General features: G+C 69.1%; 20 protein-coding genes. 16 read left to right on the forward strand and 4 right to left on the reverse strand.

Features of this window, described 5'->3' with window-relative positions; all coding sequences use genetic code 11:
- Positions 1-4: 4 nt before the first annotated feature.
- On the reverse strand, positions 5-1,378 hold the full coding sequence (locus ACSQ2B_RS22010) for an MFS transporter (RefSeq protein ID WP_436053293.1): 1,374 nt from the start codon (positions 1,376-1,378) through the stop codon (positions 5-7).
- A gap of 153 nt (positions 1,379-1,531) precedes the next feature.
- Here ACSQ2B_RS22010 and ACSQ2B_RS22015 point away from each other — a divergent pair, with 153 nt between their 5' ends.
- From ACSQ2B_RS22015 to ACSQ2B_RS22060, 10 genes are all read left to right on the forward strand, one after another.
- Positions 1,532-2,815 (forward strand): NupC/NupG family nucleoside CNT transporter, encoded by a 1,284-nt coding sequence (locus ACSQ2B_RS22015; protein ID WP_436053295.1) that lies wholly within the window; start codon positions 1,532-1,534, stop codon positions 2,813-2,815.
- A gap of 150 nt (positions 2,816-2,965) precedes the next feature.
- Positions 2,966-3,424: a globin domain-containing protein gene (locus ACSQ2B_RS22020; protein WP_436053296.1), complete on the forward strand. Its 459-nt coding sequence runs from the start codon at positions 2,966-2,968 to the stop codon at positions 3,422-3,424.
- Between the two features lie 65 nt (positions 3,425-3,489).
- Entirely contained in the window at positions 3,490-4,113 is a 624-nt protein-coding gene (locus tag ACSQ2B_RS22025; protein ID WP_436053298.1) for a glutathione S-transferase family protein, read from the forward strand.
- A 282-nt stretch (positions 4,114-4,395) separates the two neighbouring features.
- Positions 4,396-5,685: a hypothetical protein gene (locus tag ACSQ2B_RS22030; RefSeq protein WP_436053300.1), complete on the forward strand. Its 1,290-nt coding sequence runs from the start codon at positions 4,396-4,398 to the stop codon at positions 5,683-5,685.
- Positions 5,686-5,896: 211 nt separating this feature from the next.
- Positions 5,897-6,922: a glycine zipper 2TM domain-containing protein gene (locus ACSQ2B_RS22035; protein WP_436053301.1), complete on the forward strand. Its 1,026-nt coding sequence runs from the start codon at positions 5,897-5,899 to the stop codon at positions 6,920-6,922.
- A 148-nt stretch (positions 6,923-7,070) separates the two neighbouring features.
- Positions 7,071-7,634 (forward strand): hypothetical protein, encoded by a 564-nt coding sequence (locus ACSQ2B_RS22040; RefSeq protein ID WP_436053302.1) that lies wholly within the window; start codon positions 7,071-7,073, stop codon positions 7,632-7,634.
- A 16-nt stretch (positions 7,635-7,650) separates the two neighbouring features.
- The gene (locus ACSQ2B_RS22045) at positions 7,651-8,799 is read left to right on the forward strand and encodes an acyl-CoA dehydrogenase family protein (protein WP_436053303.1); all 1,149 of its coding nucleotides are present in this window, start codon (positions 7,651-7,653) and stop codon (positions 8,797-8,799) included.
- Positions 8,799-9,065 (forward strand): DUF3253 domain-containing protein, encoded by a 267-nt coding sequence (locus ACSQ2B_RS22050; RefSeq protein WP_436053304.1) that lies wholly within the window; start codon positions 8,799-8,801, stop codon positions 9,063-9,065. The genes ACSQ2B_RS22045 and ACSQ2B_RS22050 overlap by 1 nt, the downstream gene beginning before the upstream one ends.
- A gap of 30 nt (positions 9,066-9,095) precedes the next feature.
- On the forward strand, positions 9,096-9,698 hold the full coding sequence (locus tag ACSQ2B_RS22055; RefSeq protein WP_436053306.1) for a uracil-DNA glycosylase family protein: 603 nt from the start codon (positions 9,096-9,098) through the stop codon (positions 9,696-9,698).
- A complete protein-coding gene (locus ACSQ2B_RS22060; RefSeq protein ID WP_436053308.1) occupies positions 9,695-10,729 on the forward strand; it encodes an alpha/beta fold hydrolase in 1,035 nt (344 codons plus the stop codon). The genes ACSQ2B_RS22055 and ACSQ2B_RS22060 overlap by 4 nt, the downstream gene beginning before the upstream one ends.
- Before the next feature lie 18 nt (positions 10,730-10,747).
- Here the strand turns inward: ACSQ2B_RS22060 and ACSQ2B_RS22065 are convergent, their stop codons facing one another.
- Positions 10,748-10,876, reverse strand: a complete 129-nt coding sequence (locus ACSQ2B_RS22065) for a hypothetical protein (protein ID WP_436053310.1) — start codon at positions 10,874-10,876, stop codon at positions 10,748-10,750.
- Between the two features lie 365 nt (positions 10,877-11,241).
- Here ACSQ2B_RS22065 and ACSQ2B_RS22070 point away from each other — a divergent pair, with 365 nt between their 5' ends.
- From ACSQ2B_RS22070 to ACSQ2B_RS22095, 6 genes are all read left to right on the forward strand, one after another.
- A complete protein-coding gene (locus tag ACSQ2B_RS22070; RefSeq protein WP_436053311.1) occupies positions 11,242-12,666 on the forward strand; it encodes a sensor histidine kinase in 1,425 nt (474 codons plus the stop codon).
- A 140-nt stretch (positions 12,667-12,806) separates the two neighbouring features.
- A complete protein-coding gene (locus ACSQ2B_RS22075; protein ID WP_436053313.1) occupies positions 12,807-13,643 on the forward strand; it encodes a helix-turn-helix transcriptional regulator in 837 nt (278 codons plus the stop codon).
- Between the two features lie 156 nt (positions 13,644-13,799).
- The gene (locus ACSQ2B_RS22080) at positions 13,800-14,618 is read left to right on the forward strand and encodes a sugar phosphate isomerase/epimerase family protein (RefSeq protein WP_436053315.1); all 819 of its coding nucleotides are present in this window, start codon (positions 13,800-13,802) and stop codon (positions 14,616-14,618) included.
- 1 nt (position 14,619) lies between these two features.
- The gene (locus tag ACSQ2B_RS22085; protein WP_436053316.1) at positions 14,620-14,991 is read left to right on the forward strand and encodes a VOC family protein; all 372 of its coding nucleotides are present in this window, start codon (positions 14,620-14,622) and stop codon (positions 14,989-14,991) included.
- Positions 14,992-15,013: 22 nt separating this feature from the next.
- Positions 15,014-16,039 carry a zinc-dependent alcohol dehydrogenase gene (locus ACSQ2B_RS22090; RefSeq protein WP_436053318.1) on the forward strand — a complete coding sequence of 342 codons (1,026 nt, stop codon included), beginning with the start codon at positions 15,014-15,016 and terminating at the stop codon, positions 16,037-16,039.
- 39 nt (positions 16,040-16,078) lie between these two features.
- Positions 16,079-16,864 (forward strand): SDR family NAD(P)-dependent oxidoreductase, encoded by a 786-nt coding sequence (locus ACSQ2B_RS22095; RefSeq protein ID WP_436053320.1) that lies wholly within the window; start codon positions 16,079-16,081, stop codon positions 16,862-16,864.
- 106 nt (positions 16,865-16,970) lie between these two features.
- On the opposite strand, the gene ACSQ2B_RS22100 is transcribed toward ACSQ2B_RS22095, so the two are convergent.
- Together ACSQ2B_RS22100 and ACSQ2B_RS22105 are read right to left on the reverse strand one after the other, a co-directional pair.
- Positions 16,971-17,726 (reverse strand): SDR family oxidoreductase, encoded by a 756-nt coding sequence (locus ACSQ2B_RS22100; protein ID WP_436053322.1) that lies wholly within the window; start codon positions 17,724-17,726, stop codon positions 16,971-16,973.
- Positions 17,723-18,328, reverse strand: a complete 606-nt coding sequence (locus tag ACSQ2B_RS22105; RefSeq protein WP_436053323.1) for a carboxymuconolactone decarboxylase family protein — start codon at positions 18,326-18,328, stop codon at positions 17,723-17,725. Before ACSQ2B_RS22105 ends, ACSQ2B_RS22100 begins: the two co-directional genes overlap by 4 nt.
- Positions 18,329-18,344: the final 16 nt, after the last annotated feature.

The raw sequence follows: 18,344 nt of genomic DNA on the forward strand, positions 1-18,344 counted from the left end.
CGCTTCACGGGGGCTCCGGAAAAGTCCCGCCGTGCTGCAGGTCGCGGGCTTCGAGCTGGCGGCGGATGTCGGCGTGGCGGACCTGGTCGAGCTTGTAGCCGACGAAGCACAGCCCCCCCAGCATGACGAAGACGATCGGGCCGGAGAGGAAGGCGATCTCCAGCCCCCTCAGCGCATAGGCGGTGTTGGCCGCGCCTTCGCGCGGGTCGAAGCCCACCTCGCTCAGCACGCCGAAGGTCAGGAAGATGGCGGCCGCGGTGGCGAGCTTGGTGGTGGCGTTGGTCAGGGCGAAGATCAGGCCGGTCCATTCGCGGCCGGTCTCCAGCCGGATCTCGTCGGCGATGTCGGCGGTCAGCGACCGCAGCGAGACGAGGAAGCCGGCGAAGGCCGCCCCGGCCGCCAGCATCAGGGGAACCGCCGCCAGGAAGTCGCCATAGGGGATGAAGGGCACGCCCATCAGGCAGAGCGAATAGGCGGTGGTGCAGACGATCAGGGCGCGGTGCTTGTTGAGCCGGGCGGCGAGCCAGGCGGTCGCCGGCGCGCCGACGAAGCCGGCGGTGATGTAGACGAGCAGCAGCAGGTTGGCCTGGCCGGGGGCGAAGCCGCGCTTGGTGGTGAAGTAAAATAGGTAGAGCGCCGCCATCCAGCCCGGGCCGAGCTGGATGCAGAGGTCCGAGGCCACCAGCCGCACCACATTGGGCCGGACCAGCAGGCGGCCGTAGTCGCGCAGGCTGAAGTGGTGGGCGTGGTCCGGGGCGATCCGCTCGGGCGTGCGGGCGATCATCAGCAGGGTCGTCACGGGCGCCGCGACGATGACGAACCAGATCATCGCCTCCACGCCCTGGGCGTCCGAATAGCCCAGCTTCTCCATGACCACCGGGACGAGCAGCACCGAGACCGAGCCCAGGATGCTCAGCCAGATGATGATGGCGAAGATCCGCGAGCGCTGCTGGTAGCTGGGCGCGAGGCTGGCGGCCCAGGCCTGCTGGGCCAGGTACATGGCCGAATAGCCCAGGAACATCACCAGGAGCACGCTGACCAGGAAGGCCTGGCCGACCGCTCCGGGCGGATGCATCAGCACATAGAGGGCGGCGATCGTCACGAGCGGGCCGCAGGCGGCCCAGAGGCGGTAGCGGCCGAATCGGCTGCGGGTCCGGTCCATCATCAGGCCGAGGATCGGATCGAGCGGGATGTCGATCGCCCGCACCAGGGCGAAAGCCCCGCCGACGACCGCCAGGCTGAGGCCCATGTGGCTGGCGAAATAGCGCGGCAGGTGCACGGTCAGCGCCAGCTGCAGGGCGCCGACGGGCAGGGCGGCGACGGCGAACGCCAGGACGGCGGGCAGCGAGAGCGCGGGCGCCGGTCCGGTCTGCGTCACCTGGCTGTCTCCTGAACGTCCGGCAGAGCGTTCCAATAGCGCAGATTCGCCGGAAGCCGGGGCGCGGTCTCAATCTGGCGGCGCGGGCCGCGCCGAACGTGTCACATCGGCGCGGTAGCCATCAGGATTGCGCTACGGCGCCGGGGGAGATGCATGTTTCGGGGGGAAAACGCCCAGAGCCTTTTTGGCATGGCGCTGGTGCTGGCGCTCTGCTGGCTGATGTCGGAGGACCGGCGACGCTTTCCATGGAAGCTGGTCGCCGGCGCGCTCGCCGTCCAGGCCTTGCTGGTGCTGGCGCTGTTCGGCGTGCCGCGCGTGCGGCAGGCGGTGGCCTTCGTCAGCCAGGGCGTCGAGGGCCTGGCGGCGAGCAGCCAGGCGGGCGCGGCCTTCGTCTTCGGCTTCCTGGCCGGAGCGCCGGATCAGCAGCCCTATCCGCTGAGCAATCAGGGCGCGCTCTTCGTCTTCGCCTTCCGGGTCCTGCCGGTGGTCCTGGTGGTCTGCGCGCTCGCCGCCCTGCTCTGGCACTGGCGGATCCTGCGCTGGATCACCCAGGGCTTCGGCCTGGTCTTTCGCCGGCTCTTCGGCCTGCGCGGCGCGCCGGCGCTGGCCACCGCGGCGACCGTCTTCATGGGCCAGATCGAGGGGCCGATCTTCGTCCGCAACTATCTCGACAGCCTCAGCCGCTCCGAGCTCTTCCTGCTGATGGCGGTGGGCATGAGCTGCGTCTCCGGCTCCACCATGGTCGCCTATGTGACCATCCTCCACGACATGCTGCCGAACGCGGCGGCCCATGTGATGACCGCCTCGATCATCTCGGCGCCCGCCGGCGTCGCCCTGGCCCGGATCGTCGTGCCCCGCGATCTCGTCATCGAGGCGCAGGGCGACGTTTCGCCGAGCGGGAGCAAGACCTACGACAGCTCCGTGGACGCGGTGATGAAGGGCACCCTGGACGGCCTGCAGATCAGCTTCAACATGGCCGCGACCCTGATCGTCTTCGTCGCCTTGACGGCGCTGCTGAACGGGCTGCTGGCCGGATTTCCGAACGTGGGCGGGGCGCCGGTCACCCTGGAGCGCGGCCTGGGCCTGCTGTTCGCGCCCCTGGCCTGGTCGCTCGGCGTGCCCTGGCGCGACGCCTCCGCGGCCGGGACCCTGCTGGGGGTGAAGATGGTGCTCACCGAGTTCACCGCCTTCATCAGGCTGGGGGCGACGCCGGCGGCCGAACTCGCGCCGCGCAGCCGCGTGATCATGACCTACGCGCTTTGCGGCTACGCCAACATCGCCTCCGTCGGCATCAATGTCGCCGGCTTCAACGTGCTGGCGCCGAATCGCCGGAGCGAGGTGATCGGCATGGTCTGGAAGGCGATGGCGGTGGGGTTCCTGGCCACCTGCCTCGGCGCCGCCGTGGTGGGCGCCATGCCCGCGGCCCTGTTCGGGTGAAAGGTCCGCGAATGCCGTCGCTACCTCGCGTCACGATCCAATTCAATTCCGTACGCGCCCGGAGTAGGCGGACTGGGTCGTCGCCTGTATCCGACCTCGTCCGCCGCAAACCAGCGCCGCAATCGGCGCCTACGACAAGGGATCTCTCGCATGACCAAGCCGCTGTCGCCGCCGTCGATCGCCATCGTGAAGGCCACTGCGCCCGTGCTCGTCCAGCACGGCGTCGCCATCACCACGCGCATGTACGAACGGCTGTTCGTCGACCCGGAGATCAAGGCCCTGTTCGATGAGGCGGCCCAGGCCTCCGGCGAGCAGCCGCGCCGGCTGGCCGCCGCCATCGTCGCCTTCGCCCAGAACGTCGACAACCTGCCGGCCCTGACCGGGGCGATCGAGCGGATGGCGGCCCGTCACGTCGAGACCAAGGTCAAGCCGGAACACTATCCGAAGGTCGCCGAGGCCCTGCTGCCGGCGATCCGCGACGTGCTCGGCGCGGAGGCGGCCACCGACGAGGTCCTGGCCGCCTGGGGCGAAGCCTACTGGTTCCTGGCCGACGTGCTGATCCATCGCGAAGCTCAGCTCTACATCGACGCGGAGCCGATGGCGGTCTGACCGGTCTCGGTCTTGACCCGGCGCAAGGGGGCGAGCTCACTCACAGGCAGAGAGGGAGCCCGCTCATGAAACTCTACGACAGCCCATTTGCGCCGAACCCTCGCCGGGTCCGCTGGGTGATGGCCGAGAAGGGCGTGACCGACATCGAGATCGTCGCCCTCGACCTGATGAAGGGCGAGCACAAGCAGCCGGACTATCTGACCAAGGCGGGCCTTCCGCAGCTCCCGGCGCTGGAGCTCGAGGACGGGACGGTGGTCACCGAGTCGATCGCCATCTGTCGCTATCTCGAAAGCCGCTATCCCGAACCCAACCTCTTCGGCCGCACGCCGGAAGAGACTGCGGTCATCGAGATGTGGCTGCGCCGCGCCGAGTTTCTGGTGGCGACCCCGATGATGCAGTGGGTGCGCCACACCGCCCTGCCGCTCGCGGTCCTGGAGACGCAGGACCCGGCGGTCGCCGAGCGTCAGCAGGCCGAGGGCCTGAAGGGCCTGGAGGTGCTGGATCACCACCTCGCGGGTCGCCAGTGGCTCGCCGCCAACCGCCTGACCATCGCCGACATCGCCGCCTTCATCGGCATCGATTTCGCCCGGCTGATCCGTTACCGCCCGCCGGAGACCCTCATCAACCTGTGCCGCTGGGCCGACGTCATGCGCGCCCGGCCGGCGGCCAAGGCCGGGATGGCCGGCTAGGGCGCGTTCGCAAAGGCGGACGCCGGATTTTGCCGCCAGAACGCGCCGCCTGATCGTCCTCGACCCGCGGCCTACCGAAGGCGGTTGGCGTAGCCGTCCGCCCGGGCCTGCAGCTGGCGCGCATCAAACATCCATAAAACTGATGGGAATTATAGAAAATATTCACCCCACCGCCCCGCCTCTGCGGTTAATCCAGAGGCAAGCGCTGCCGGGGCCTGCAGAGGGCGCGACCTTGCGCGTCCGCTATTGAGCAGGCCGTATGGCCTGGGAGGAGATCAAAAGATGAAACTGCAGACATGGCTGATCCCGTTCGCGGGACTGCTGGCGGCGCCGGTCGACGCCGGCCACGCCCAGCCCGCGCCGAGCGTGGCGAGCGCGCCGCCTTCGGTCGCCGGCTGGGACGAGTTCGTCGACAGCCTGCGGGCGCTTCCAGGCCGCATGCTCGCCAAGCTGCCGGAGGATCAGCGCAACGATCCCCAGGTGCAGCAGGAGGTCGGCCGGCTGGCGCTCGAAGCGCTGGCGGCCCAGACGCTCGACGCCATCGCCGGCGATCCGGACCACCCGGCCTTCATCAGCCAGATCGGCCAGGTGCTGAACGTCGGCCAGCCCAACGCCGACACCGTCTACCGCACGGCGCGGGTCCGGCCCGAGGGGACCTACCGTCTGCGCGGGGTGCGCGGGACCCTGCGGCTGTTCAACATCTCCCAGTCGCCCCCCAGCCCCGGAGAGCCGGGCTTCAAGCCGGAGGGCGGGGCGCGGACGCGCCACGAATTCGGCGATCTGCATGTCGACGCCCAGGGGCGGTTCGACGTGATCCTCAGCCCCGAGCGGCCGGCGGGCTACAAGGGCGACTGGTGGAAGCTGGAGCCGACGACCACCAAGCTGTTGATGCGGATGGTCAGCGCCGACTGGGCCAAGGAACAGGATCCGACCATTTCGATCGAGCGGGTCGACATCCCCATCACCCGTCCGCGGCCCCCGGCGGCGGACCTGGAGCAGCGGCTGCGCCAGCTCCCCGGCGCGGTGAACTTCCTGGCCCTGCTGTTCGTCGACCACGTCGAAAAGCTTCGGCAGGAGGGGTACGTCAACAAGCTGAAGGTGTTCGACATCACCCAGGTCGCCGGGCTGCTGACCGGCCAGGCCTATTACGAGGGCGCCTATGACCTCGCCGACGACGAGGCGCTGATCGTCGAGGCCAAGGCGCCGGCCAAGTGCGGCTACCGCTCGCTGATCCTGACCAACGACCTCTACGAGACCACCGACTGGTACAACAACCTGAGCAGCCTGAACGACGCCCAGGCCCCGCTCGACAAGGACGGGGTGCTGCGCATCGTCGTCTCGGCCAAGGATCCGGGCGTGCCGAACTGGCTGGACACCGCGGGCCATCGGCGCGGCCTGATCCAGGGACGCTGGACGGACTGCGACAGCCAGCCGACGCCGTCGGTCCGCAAGGTGGCCCTGGCCGACGTGCGCAAGTCGCTGCCGCCGGAGACGCCGACCGTCTCGCCGGCGGAGCGCGAAAAGCTGATCCGCGAGCGCCGCGCGGCCCTGCAGGAACGGCCGCTCTGGTAGCGAAAGCCGCTGAAGGATGGGGTCGCCGCTCGCGCGGCGGCCCCTGCTGTTTGCGAGATAATTCTCCTGTGAGGGAGCTGTGCAAAAATAGAATGAAGACGTTCCTGACGCCAATGCAGATAAATCGCGCTCGAATTTGGGCGATTCTATCATTTCATGCGTTGTGGGCGGCGAGGAATGGATTGGAATCCTTTCCAGGAGCTTCCCTGAAATGCGAAAACACCTTCTAGCCGTCGGCCTCGCCGCGGCGACACTATTTCCGTCGGCCGTCCTTGCGCAGCAAACCTGCGAGCAGCGGGCCACCAACCGCGCCGTCGGCACGGTTGCCGGCGCGGGACTGGGCGCCCTTGTCGGCGGGGCCGTGGCGGGTCGTGACGATCGCACGGCGGGCGCGCTGATCGGCGCCGTCGGCGGCGCTGTGGCCGGCAACCAGCTGACCAAGGGACACGGCGACTGCAGTCGCGCCTACGGCTACTACGACAACGCCGGCGTGTGGCACGCGAGCTCCGTCCAGAGCGGGCAGGCCGCGGGCTATTACGACCGCGAGGGCGGATGGGTGAACGGCGCGCCGAACGGCTACTACGGCGATCACGGCCGCTGGGTGGCGGGCCAGGCCGAGGCCTCGAGGGCCGCCTACCGCGACTCGAACGGCCGGTACGTCCCGGCCGCGGCGACGGGCTATTACGACAGCGACGGGCGCTGGGTCGCCGGCGCGGCGAGCGGGCACTATGACCGCAACGGGCGCTGGGTCGCAGGCCCCGCCGTCGGCCGCTACGACGTCGACGGTCGCTGGATCGCCGGCGAGGCCGCCGGGCGTCGCGACGCCAAGGGCGTGTGGGTGGCTGACGCCCAGCCGGGTTACTACGCCAACGGCCGCTGGGTTCGTGGCGAGGCGCGGGGCTACTACGACGGCGCTGGCCGTTGGCAGCCGGTCGCCGACGTCCGCGACAACAGGGCCGACCGCGGCCACGGCGTCGACCGTGCGCCGACCAACTCCACCGACCGTCGCCAATGGCTGGAGGCCCGGATCGAACGGGGCATGAACACCGGCGCCCTGAGCCGGCAGGACGGCGGGCAGGCGCTGCGCCAGCTCGCCGTGCTTCGCCGCGACGCGCGCGCACTGCGCGGCCGCCAGGGGAGCCTCAGCCCTCGCCAGGAACGGCGGATGATGGCGCGGCTCGACGTCATCAGCGACGGCCTGCAGTGGTCGCGAGGCGGCGGCGTCCGCCAGCGCTGACCGCGTCCGCCGACGCTGACTGCTCGCAGACACGGCCCGCCGGAGCGATCCGGCGGGCTTTGTCGTGAAGGTTTGCTCCCGGCGGCAGGGCTCACTAGGTTGCCCGGCGCGTTGCAACGGTCTTTCGGCCGGCGTGCGAGGAGCTGGAATGCAAGCCCGCAAACTTGGACTCGGTCTGGCCTTGGCGGTCCTGGCGCTGGCCGCACCGGGCGCCCTCCTGGCCCAGGAGGCGCCGGCCGCGCCGGCTGAGCCCGCGGCCCCGGTCGCGGGCGGCCTGGCCTTCAGCGGCAAGACCGAGATGGTCGAGGGACCGGCCCTGCAGGTGGTGTTCGGCGAACGCGCCGTCTTCCACCTCGACGACAAGGGCGAGCCGGCGCTGGATTTGGCCGAGAAGGGCCCGCTTGCGGTGGCCCATCCAGTCGGATCGGTGACCGAAAGCTTCCAGCCGCCCGGCGCCGGCAAGCTGGCGATCGCCCTCGACGGCTCGCCGCAGAAGAAGGCCTCCTACCTCAAGGTGTGGAATGGGCTGGATCATCCCGTGCTCTTCCGCGCCGGCGTGCTGGCCTACGAGGGCGGGGCGCTGAAGCCGGTCACCGTGCGGGTCTGCGCCGTCCCCGCCGGCGGAACCAATATCCAGACCTGGCCCGCGCCGATCGCCGCGGTGGTGACGGCCAACTTCACCGCCGCGAAGGACGCCAAGGCGTGCCAATGAGCGCAAAGGCCGGCTGATGGCGCTCGACCGCGAGACCCGCGACCAGCTGATCCAGACCCTGCGCCGGTATGTGACCGAGCGGCTGCGCCCGCTCGAGGCCCAGGTCGCCGAGCAGGACCTGGCGCCGCCCGAGGTGGTCGAGGAGATGAAGGCGCTGGGCCTCTTCGGCCTCTCCATTCCCGAAGAATATGGCGGGTTCGATCTCTCGGTGGAGGACGAGGCGCTGGTCTCGTTCGAGATGGGCCGCACCAGCCCGGCCTTCCGCTCCATCTACGGCACCAATGTCGGGATCGGCAGCCAGGGGCTGGTGATGTTCGGGACGCCTGCGCAGAAGGCCAGATACCTGCCCGGCATCGCCAGCGGCGAGCGCATCATCTCCTTCGCCCTCACCGAGCCGGAGGCCGGCTCCGACAGCGCCAACGTCCAGACCCGGGCGATCCGCGACGGCGACCACTATGTGCTGAACGGGACCAAGCGCTACATCACCAACGCCGACCGGGCGAACCTCTTCACCGTCATGGCGCGCAGCGATCCGGAGAAGAAGGGGGCGAGCGGCGTCTCGGCCTTCATCGTCTCGCGCGACCTGCCCGGCGTCAGCGTCGGCCCGCCCGAGCGCAAGATGGGCCAGCAGGGCGCGCACATCTGCGACGTGGTCTTCGACGACGTCCGCGTTCCAGTCGAGGACCGGCTGGGTCAGGAGGGCGAGGGGTTCAAGATCGCCATGCAGGTGCTGGACCGCGGCCGCATCACCATCGCCGCCATCTGCGTCGGCGTGGCCGAGCGGCTGGTCGCCGACTGCGTCGCCTACGCCAGCGAGCGTAAGCAGTTCGGCCAGGCGATCGCCAACTTCCAGCTGGTCCAGGCGATGATCGCCGACTCCAAGACCGAGTCCCTAGCCGCCCGGGCCTTGACGCTGGAAGCCGCCCGCAGATGCGACGCCGGCGAGGACGTCACCCTGGAAGCTGCGGCGGCGAAGCTGTTCGCCTCGGAGATGGTCGGCCGCGTCGCCGACCGGGCGGTGCAGATCTTCGGCGGCGCGGGCTATGTCGCAGACTACGGGATCGAGCGCTTCTACCGCGACGTACGCATCTTCCGCATCTATGAGGGCACCTCTCAAATCCAGCAGGTGGTGATCGCCCGCGAAACCCTGAAGCGAGGTGGCTGATGAGCGCCCAAGTCGAGACCGCAATCTTTGATCTCCTGGCCAAGGTCCCGGCCGGCAAGTCGATCTCTCCCGAAGAGGTGGCCCGGGCCGTCGAGCCGGAGCGCTGGCGGCGGTTGCTGGGCCATGTGCGCACCGTCGCCGTGAACTTGGCGAAGGAAGAACGCCTGGTTATCACCCGGCACGGCAAGCCGGCCGACCCCGCGGACTTCCGGGGCGTCTACCGGCTCAAGCTGCCGGCCGCCGGCGAAGCAGCCGAAGAGGAATAGCTGCGATGCTCGCGGGCTGAGGCGTCGGGCGTGGCCCAGGCCGGGTTGGCGGCCCTGCTGGAGGAGATCGCCGGCTGCCGCGCCTGCGCCGGCGAGCTTGCGCATGAGCCGCGGCCGGTGGTCCGAGTGTCCGCCGCGACGCGTCTGCTGATCTGTGGCCAGGCGCCCGGGCGGCGGGTGCACGAGAGCGGCCTGCCGTTCGACGATCCTTCGGGCGAGCGGCTGCGCGACTGGCTGGGGGTGGATCGGCCGACCTTCTACGGCCGCGCCGAGCTCGGCGTGGCGGCCATGGCCTTCTGCTTCCCCGGGACCGATCCCAAGGGCGGCGACTATCCGCCGCCGCGCCGTTGCGCCGAGCTGTGGCGGGCCCGGCTGCTGGCGCTGCTGCCGAAGGTCGAGCTCACCCTGCTGGTCGGCGGCCACGCCCAGGCCTGGGCGCTGGGCGATCGGCGGCCGATGACGGCGGTGGTGCGCGACTGGCGGGCCCATGGACCCGGCGTCCTGCCGTTGCCGCACCCGTCCTGGCGCAACACCGCCTGGCTGAAGCGAAATTCCTGGTTCGAAGGCGAGGTTGTTCCTTATCTTCGCCAGCGAACGGCCGAGATCCTCAACCGCGACAGTCCGAGTTCATGACGCGTTTCCTTGCTGTCCTCTTCGCCGCCCTGTCGCTGGCGGCCTGCACGCCGATGCTGGTCCAGGCCCCCGGCGCGCCGCCGATCGGATTTTCGGGGCCGCACCTGGAGCGCGACGCGGTGGTCAGCTTCGACGGCGCGCGGCTGGGGCTGATGAGCTGGGAGGCCAAGGGCGAGCCCTGGGCGGTGATCGTCGGCGTGCACGGCATGAACGACTACGCCAACGCCTTCCACATGGCCGCGCCGTGGTGGGCGGAGCAGGGGGTGACCACGCTCGCCTACGACCAGCGCGGTTTCGGCCGATCCCCGCAGCGCGGCATCTGGGCGGGCGACGAACTGATGGTCGAGGACCTGCGTACGGTCACCGCCCTGGCGCGCCAGAAGTATCCGCACGCCATCCTGGCGGTGGCCGGCGAAAGCATGGGCGGCGCCGTGGCCGTCGAGGCCTTCGCCTCGGACCGCCCGCCCGCGGCCGACCGGCTGGTCCTGCTGTCCCCGGCGGTGTGGGGCTGGCGCGAGCAGGCGCTGCCCTACAAGACCCTGCTCTGGCTCGCCGCCAACTTCACCGCCTCGAAGGTCTATACGCCGCCGTCCTGGCTGACGCGGAAGATCCAGCCCACAGACAACCGCGAGGAGTTGATCGCCATGGGCCAGGACCCGCTGATGGTCTGGGGGGCGCGCTCCGACACCCTCTATGGCCTGGTCGGGCTGATGGATCACGCCGCCGAGGCGATGGACGAGATCCAGGTTCCGACCCTCTACCTCTACGGCGCGCACGATGAGATCATCCCGAAGCACGCCGCCTTCCACGCCGCGCGCGATCTCAAGCCGAGCGCCCAGACGGTCTACTACGCCCAGGGCTATCATCTGCTGACCCGCGACCATCAGGGGCCGGTGGTCTGGCGCGACATCCTGGCCTTTGTCCGCGATCCCTCGGCGCCGCCGCCGTCCGGCGCGCCGCCGATCCCGGGCGCGCCCCGCCTCACCAGCGCCAGCACGACCAGGACCCTGGACCAGGCGGCCAGTCCTTAGACCCTTCCCGGGAAGGGTCTAGATCGCGCCAAGGAGCCGCAGGGCCGGGACGAGCAGGGCGACGGCCACGGCCTCGCCGATAGCCCACCAGATGCCGAACGGCAGGCCGCTGTCGGTGTGGAGATGTTCGATCTCTGCTTCGGCCATGGTTGCGCCCTCCCGCCCTTCCGGACGGCCCCGTGCGCGCCGAAGCGCGTCGGGACCGGCGGCCGTCCGGGTGATGAAGGATGCGGGCCGCTCGCCGCCTTGAGCCTGCGCCCTTGTGCGCATTGCGCGGCCTCAAAAGAAAGCTTGGCTGCCCTGGCGGTGAGATCCGCCTAAAGCTTGGCCTCAGATGTCCTCTGCAGGCCTCGAACGCGACCTTACGGCTTCCGCCAGCCGTCGCCGGGGCCGACAATAGCCAGGTCCTGCGACCATGCTGCCCGGCGCCTGCGACGACTAGATAAGGTGACGGTTAAGGTTTGCCGTGCTTCGATGATCTCGGGTGGGCGATGAACGTTAGAGTTGAGCTTATGCCGCCTGCGTCTGCGGAGACAGCCGCCCATCTCCACGAGCGGATTGGCCGCGCCCTGCTTGCCGGGCGCGAGGACCAAGGCGTGCTGGCCGTGGAGGACGGCCGCGTCGTCGCCTGCAGCGACTACGCAGCTGAACTGCTGAGCTGCGACGCCCGCCTGGCGCCGGGCGTCTCGGTCTCCGACTTCATCGATCGACTCGAGGGCGAGCTGCTGCAGCTGCGCCTGCGAAGCGCGCTCCTGGATCAGGCCGCCGTGGAGTTCGTCGTTCAGCGGCCGCAGCGCGACGACGAATGGATCGAATTTCGCTGTCTGCCGCTGTCGCCGGGGGTGGCCTTCTTTCTGAAGGACGTCACCGATCGCGAGCTCAGCGACCGGACGCTGCGGCGCAAGGAGCGCCGGCTCCTGGCGGCGAACCGCAGCCTGCGTCTCGCCCATACCGCGGCCCACGCGGCGAGCTGGGACTGGCGCTGGGACCAGTCCCTGCGCTGGCTTGATCTCGCCGCCGCCCGCGAGCTCGAGTGTCTGCCGGCCTCCTGGACCGAGGACGAGGAAATCCGCGACTGGCGAAGCCTGATGCCGGCCGCCGGTCAGCGCGCGTTCGACCGGGCGATCAAGGCTCTCGTCCGCAAGGGCCAGGCCTCGTTCGAGATGGAGGTGGTGGGCGCGGACGACGCCCGCCACTGGATGCGGATCGACTGCGCCGTCACCGAGCGCGACGAGAGCAGCGCTCCGACGCGGGTCAGCGGCGTCACCGTCGACGTCACCCTGGCCAGGCGCGCGGACGAGGCCCTCCGCGCGGAGGTGGCGCAGCGCAAGCGCTCCGAGGAGCGCCAGCAGATGCTGGTCCACGAGCTCAATCACCGCGTGAAGAACATGCTGGCCACCGTCCAGTCGGTCGCCCGGCAAAGCCTCGCCGCCCCCGACCTGGCCGGCCCGGCGCAGGATTTCGAGGAGCGGCTGATGGCCCTGGCCTGGGCCTACGAGATCCTCACCCGCGAACAGTGGGCGGGCGCCTCCCTGCGCGAGGTGATCCAGCGCACCATGGCGCCGCACATCGATCGCGCATCGAACCGGCTCGCGCTGGATGGGCCCGACCTGTGGCTGACGCCCAACTGGGCGCTCTCGCTGGCGCTGGCGATGCACGAGCTGGCGACCAACGCCGTCAAATACGGCGCCCTGTCGACGGATGGAGGCCGCGTCGGCGTTCAGTGGCGGATCCTGGAGAGTTCCGGGACGCGCCGCCTCGAACTGGAATGGCGCGAAAGCGGCGGGCCGTCGGTCATCCAGCCCGAGCGGCGGGGGTTCGGATCGCGCCTCATCGAGCGCAGCCTCTCGCGCGAACTGCACGGCGAGGTGAGGCTGGATTTCGAGCCCGCCGGGCTGGTCTGCCGCGTGTTCGCCCCCTTGGCGGAGGCTCCCTAGGGGCGCGAGCGGCGGCGGCCACGCGGCCGGTCGAGTTCATTTGACTGGCGATCGGCCCTGCGTCCGCCCATTCTCGCCGCGACGTAGGGAGGTCCGCCATTCGCAGCCTGAGCGACACGCGCGTCGGCGATCCGATTTCCGTGAAGGTGGAGGCTGAGCTCCATTCGCCGGCCACGTCGCTGCAGATCGTTCAGTTCGAGCTGGGCGATGACGTCGAAGCCGTGCTCCTCGAGAAGAACGCCTACCGCCTGGACCTTAGCCTGACCGCGCGGCTGCGCCACGCGCGGCTGCGTTTCGCTGAGCACTGGGACGTGAACCGCTTCGAGGCGCCCGGCGACGTCTTCCTGCTGCCGCCGGGCGAGACCTTGCAGTTCCACAGCGGCACGGGGCGCCAGCGGGCGCTGATCTGCCACCTGCCCGTCGAGGCGATGCGGACCTGGCTCGACACGGACATCGAATGGACGGCCCGACGGCTCGACGCCAGCTTCGACCTCGCGAACCTGAAGATCAGGAACCTGCTTCTTCGCCTCGGGGAGGAAGCCGTGCAGCCGGGGTTCGCCAGCGACTTCCTCGCCGAGGCGCTGGCGATGCAGCTCTCGGTGGAATTGCATCGTCACTATAGCGGCATCGTCGAAGAGGCGCCGACGGAGGAGCTGGCGAAGTGGCGGCTTCGCCGGATCGACGAGCGCCTGCTGGAGGCGGACGAGGCGCCCACCCTGGCGGAACTGGCCGCCCTGTGCCGGCTGTCGGTGCGCCAGCTCTCCCGCAGCTTCCGGGCCAGCCGGGGCATGTCGCTGGGAAACTACGTCATCCAGAAGCGCCTGGAGCGGGCGAAGCAGCTGCTGGCCGCCGGCGAGAGCGTGAAGTCGGTCGCCTATGCGCTGGGCTTCTCGTCGCCTTCGAGCTTCTGCTACGCCTTCCGCAAGGCGCTCAGCATTTCGCCCGGACGATATCGCCAACGGGCGGACCGGGCCTAGCTCGCCCCGTCCGGTTCGAGACGCCGCGTCAGGATTTCGACATCCAAGGCCGTTGCCGCCTGCGGGCCTTTTGCCGTTGGAATGATCCGAGCTTCACGCGAAGCCTCGACCAGCAAGGGCCCGCCGAGGCCTGGGAAATCAAACGGGAGGAATGTCATGCCGGCGCTAGGCATCGAGAACATCAGCGTCTTCGGTCTTCCGCCCGTCGAGTTCGTGACCCTCGCCGCGGATCTGGGCTGCCAGCATATCTCAACCGGGCTGACCGCCTGGGGCTACAATCCCCATGGCTATGCGCCCTTCTCGCTCCGGGACGACGCGGCGCTGCGCCGCGAGATGAACGCCGCCATGCGCGATCGGGGAGTCTCGATCGCGCTCGGCGAAGGGCTCACCGTCCGGCCAGGGGGCGACGTGCGCGACTACGCCGCCGATCTCGACCTCTTCTGCGAGCTCGGGATCCGACGCATCAACACCGTCAGCATGGATCCGGACCTGACGCGCAGCTTTGACCAGTTCGCCGTGCTCGCCGAGATGGCGGCGGCGCGCGGCGTCGAGACCACGACCGAGCTGTCGCCGGGCCTGACGGTGCCGGACCTGCCCACGGCGCTGGCTGCGGTGCGCCATGTCGGCCGGCCCGACTTCAAGCTGCTGATCGACACCATGCACCTGGTGCGGTCGGGCTCGGGTCCTGCCGACATCGCCGCCCTCGACCCCGACCTGATCGGCTACGTGCAGATCTGCGACGCGCCGCTCAAGCCCCGCTTCGCGACCTATTTCGAAGAGGCCATGTACGAGCGCATGGCGCCGGGCACGGGCGAGCTGGGCCTCCTGGAGCTGCTCGCGGTCTTGCCGCGCGATCGGGTGTTCGCGCTGGAGGTCCCGCTGCGCAGTGAGGCCGAGGCCGGCGTCGGGCCGCACGAGCGGCTCGGCAAATGCGTCGAGGCGACCCGCAACCTCTTTGCGCAGCTGGACGCCTGAGATGCGCGTCACCGGCTTTGACCATGTGAACATCCATACGGACGACCTCCCCGCTTCCGTACGCTTCTATTCGGAGCTGCTCGGGCTGGAGCCGGGCAGCGCGCCGATGGGCCTGCCGCCGGAGAAGGCGCGCTGGCTGTGCGACGCGGAAGGCCGCGCAATCATCCATCTGTTCAACGGCGACGTCACGCCAGGCCCGACCGGGCCGATCGACCACCTGGCCCTGCGGTGCGCCGGCAAGGCCGAACTGCTCGACAAGCTGATCCAGCGCGGGACGAAGTTCGACGTCTTCGAAGCCTCGCCCGAGCACACCTTGGTGTTCACCCGCGATCCGCATGGCGTCCTGCTGGAACTCAACTTCTACGGCGAGTGACGCGAGCCAGGGAGGAAATCTAATGAAGCCTGAGACCTACAAGGCCGCGATCTTCCGGGACACGGGCAGCGTCGACGTCGTCGAGCTTCCCTATCCGCAATGCGGCGACGACGACGTCATCGTCCGTAACCTGATCACCGGCGTCTGCGGCTCGGACGTGTCGGCCTACAAGCATGGCGGCGACGACCACATGGTCTGGAAGGACCACGAGTTCGGCCACGAGGCGCTGAGCGAGGTCGTCGAGATCGGCCGCAACGTCAAGGACCTGAAGCTCGGCGACCATGTCTTCCCCAACCAGGGCAAGGCGCTGCGCGACATGAGGCGGATGGCGACGGTCGGCGGCTTCTCCGAATACATCCGCATCCCGCAGTGCGAGGTCGGCTACAGCGTCCTGAAGATCGACAACGACATTCCGCTGAAGTCGGCCGTCCTGTTCGAGCCCTTCGTCATCGGCGCGCGCGGCGCCAGGAGCCTCAACCCCGGGCCGGGCAAGACCGCCATCGTCTTCGGCGCCGGCATCATCGGCATCTCCGCGGCCATCATGCTGCAGTGGTTCGGCTGCTCGAAGGTGATGGTCGTCGATCTCTCCGACTTCCGCTTGGAGAACGCCAAGACGTTCGGCCTCGTCACCTGCAATGTCGCGACCGAGGACCTCAAGGCCAAGGCGCTCGCGGAATTCGGCGCCCAGACGAGCTTCTTCGGCGAGCGCTGCGGCGCCGACCTCTACCTGGACGCCATCGGCATGAAGCCGGCGATCGACAATTTCGCCATGCTGGCCGGCCGCGAAGCCTCGCTCGCCATCGTCGGCGTGCATCACGAGCCCGTCGCCATCGACCTGATGAAGGTCTGCTACAGCAACTGGCATATCGGCGGCTGCGGCGGCCTGCCGATCGAGGAGGCCGCAGTGGATATTCTGGCGATGATGCGGTCCGGACGCTACGAACTTTCCACCCTGGTGACCCACGAGTACCAGGTCGACCAGATCGCCGACGCCCTGGTGATGGGCGCCAATGCGAAAAAAGCGCAGAAGGTCTGCATCTCGTTTTAGCGCCGCGCTGCGCCCTTTTCTGAGGCCGGGAACTCCAGAATGAACCAGGACGACTTCAAAGACCGCTATGGCCCCGTAGCCCTGGTGACCGGCGCCTCGTCCGGCATCGGCAAGGCCTTCGCCGAGATCCTGGCCGCCAAGGGCCTGGACCTGGTGCTGGTCGCGCGCCGGCTGGACCGGCTGGAGGAGCTGGCCGCCCAGCTGAAGGCGCAGCACGGCGTGCAGGTGACAACGCGCCAGATCGACCTCGCCCGGCCCGACGCGGCGCAGCAGATGCTGGACGCCACGGCTTCGCTCGACGTCGGCCTGGTGGTCAGCAACGCCGGCTTCGGCCTGAAGGGCGAGCATGCGGCCAACGACCCGCAGGCCATGACCGAGATGCTGATGGTCAACTGCAACGTCCCGATGCAGCTGGTCCACGGCTTCACCCCGCGCCTGCGCAAGCGCGGGAAGGGCGGGATCATCTTCACCAGCTCGATCGAGGCCCTGATGGGTTGTCCCTATTCGGCGGCCTATTCGTCGTCGAAGGCGCTGGTGAACGCCCTGGGCGAAGCCCTCTGGGCCGAGCTTTCGCCGGAGGGGATCGACGTCCTGACCCTCTGCCCCGGCGCCACCGAGTCCGAAGCCGCGGGAAATCAGGGCATCGACATCTCGAAGCTGCAGAACGTCATGACCGCCGAGGCCGTGGCCCGCCTGACCCTCGACAATATCCGCAACGGCCCGACCTTCTTCAGCAGCGAGCCCTACAAGGCCCAGATGGACAAGCTGCTCTCCCTGCCGCGGCAGACGGCGCTGATGGCCATGGCCCAGGGGATGAAGCAGTAGGGGACGGCCGCTCGATCCTGCACAAGTCCTTGTGGCAGCGGGCATGAAGCGCTCTGCGTGGCCGAGCTGGACGGACCATGTCGTTGGCTGCCCGCTTGCTTGAAGATCAGGCGCTGGTGTCGATGGTCGGACGAACGCAAATTTCGGAGATGTTCACCCGCCGGGGCAGCGACAGGATGAACACGATTGTCTCGCCAATTTCCGAAGGGAGAACCGCGCCTTCCTTGTTGACGTGAGCCTGGATGGCCTTGCGCCAGTTCGGATCCGAGATGTTGTCGCCGACTTCGGTTGTGGTGGCCCCGGGCATGAGTGTGCAGACGCGGATGTTGCGGTCGCCGAACTCCTGCCGCATCGCATCCGTCATCGCGTTGACCGCGTGCTTGCTCGCTGAATAGGCGTTGGTCTGCGGCCCGCCTTTGCGGCCGGCGAGCGAGGAAATCGTGACGATGTCGCCGCCGCCTTGCTTCAGCATGTGAGGCACGGCGGCGTTGCAGGTGTAGAGCGTCGCGAACAGGTTGATGTCGAAGACCCGGCGATATTCGTGGACGTCGCAGTTCTCGATCCCGCCGGCCTGCATCACCCCGGCCGAGTTGATGAGAATGTCGACCCGGCCGAACTTGGCGACGGTCTCGTCGACCACGCGAACCGCGTCCGCCTCGTCCGTCATGTCGCCCGCAAGTGCGAGCGCCTTGCCGCCGGCGGCTTCGATCCGGCGGACCAGGCCCTCCAGGCGATCCGCGCGGCGCGCTGCGAGCGCCACCGTCGCGCCGGCCGCCGCCAGCGCCAGGGCCGTACCCTCGCCGATCCCTGACGAAGCCCCAGTGACCAGAGCGATCTTATCCGCCAGCGTTCCCGCCATCATTGTCCACCTTGTTCCGAAGGCGCGCCGTACTTCTCCGCCAGCGCCAGCAGTTCGGGCTCACGCTCGACGCCGGTGGAGCGCATCACCCCGGCCGTCAGCACATAAGCCCCGACCGTGAACATGAAGTCGAGCAGCTGTTGTTCGTCCCATTCGGCCGACAGGACGGTCCAGTTCGCCTCGCTGATCAGACGGTCGTTCACCAGCTCCTCAGTGGCGCAGATGATGACCCGCTCGAAGTCGGTGAAATAGGGATCGTCCGCGCCGACCTGCAACGGTCCGAACAGCTCCGGCTCGAGGCCGAACCCCATGCTGGTGCGCAGGTGGCTCGACCACATGTAGGTCGCCTTGCAGATCCAGGCGGTGCGCATGATGGCGATCTGCCGCTGGCGCACGGGCACGCTGTTGGTCAGCAGCAGGTGGACGTTAAGCTCCGAGAACAGCTCCGCGGTCTTCGGGCTGTGGGCGAAGGTCCGCAGCACGGGGTTCTTCTCCGCGTCCTTAAACGGACCGGTGGTCCAGCGCGCGAACATCGCCCGGACCGGATCGGACCAGGCGTCGGGTTCGAGCTGCTGCAGGCGGGCGGGAGGATCGGGGGGCTGCATGGCGGTGCCTGTCTGT

Source organism: Phenylobacterium sp. LjRoot225 (genome assembly GCF_964252855.1).
Lineage (GTDB): Bacteria > Pseudomonadota > Alphaproteobacteria > Caulobacterales > Caulobacteraceae > Phenylobacterium.

Excerpts from the sequence above, each read along its gene's own strand:
- ACSQ2B_RS22050 (WP_436053304.1), top strand. The coding sequence starts at position 8,799 with ATGAGCGCCCAAGTCGAGACCGCAATCTTTGATCTCCTGGCCAAGGTC.
- ACSQ2B_RS22040 (WP_436053302.1), top strand. The coding sequence starts at position 7,071 with ATGCAAGCCCGCAAACTTGGACTCGGTCTGGCCTTGGCGGTCCTGGCG.
- ACSQ2B_RS22035 (WP_436053301.1), top strand. The coding sequence starts at position 5,897 with ATGCGAAAACACCTTCTAGCCGTCGGCCTCGCCGCGGCGACACTATTT.
- ACSQ2B_RS22080 (WP_436053315.1), top strand. The coding sequence starts at position 13,800 with ATGCCGGCGCTAGGCATCGAGAACATCAGCGTCTTCGGTCTTCCGCCC.
- ACSQ2B_RS22025 (WP_436053298.1), top strand. The coding sequence starts at position 3,490 with ATGAAACTCTACGACAGCCCATTTGCGCCGAACCCTCGCCGGGTCCGC.
- ACSQ2B_RS22020 (WP_436053296.1), top strand. The coding sequence starts at position 2,966 with ATGACCAAGCCGCTGTCGCCGCCGTCGATCGCCATCGTGAAGGCCACT.
- ACSQ2B_RS22095 (WP_436053320.1), top strand. The coding sequence starts at position 16,079 with ATGAACCAGGACGACTTCAAAGACCGCTATGGCCCCGTAGCCCTGGTG.
- ACSQ2B_RS22070 (WP_436053311.1), top strand. The coding sequence starts at position 11,242 with ATGCCGCCTGCGTCTGCGGAGACAGCCGCCCATCTCCACGAGCGGATT.
- ACSQ2B_RS22085 (WP_436053316.1), top strand. The coding sequence starts at position 14,620 with ATGCGCGTCACCGGCTTTGACCATGTGAACATCCATACGGACGACCTC.
- ACSQ2B_RS22060 (WP_436053308.1), top strand. The coding sequence starts at position 9,695 with ATGACGCGTTTCCTTGCTGTCCTCTTCGCCGCCCTGTCGCTGGCGGCC.
- ACSQ2B_RS22065 (WP_436053310.1), bottom strand. The coding sequence starts at position 10,876 with ATGGCCGAAGCAGAGATCGAACATCTCCACACCGACAGCGGCCTGCCG.
- ACSQ2B_RS22105 (WP_436053323.1), bottom strand. The coding sequence starts at position 18,328 with ATGCAGCCCCCCGATCCTCCCGCCCGCCTGCAGCAGCTCGAACCCGAC.
- ACSQ2B_RS22030 (WP_436053300.1), top strand. The coding sequence starts at position 4,396 with ATGAAACTGCAGACATGGCTGATCCCGTTCGCGGGACTGCTGGCGGCG.
- ACSQ2B_RS22045 (WP_436053303.1), top strand. The coding sequence starts at position 7,651 with ATGGCGCTCGACCGCGAGACCCGCGACCAGCTGATCCAGACCCTGCGC.
- ACSQ2B_RS22100 (WP_436053322.1), bottom strand. The coding sequence starts at position 17,726 with ATGATGGCGGGAACGCTGGCGGATAAGATCGCTCTGGTCACTGGGGCT.
- ACSQ2B_RS22090 (WP_436053318.1), top strand. The coding sequence starts at position 15,014 with ATGAAGCCTGAGACCTACAAGGCCGCGATCTTCCGGGACACGGGCAGC.
- ACSQ2B_RS22015 (WP_436053295.1), top strand. The coding sequence starts at position 1,532 with ATGTTTCGGGGGGAAAACGCCCAGAGCCTTTTTGGCATGGCGCTGGTG.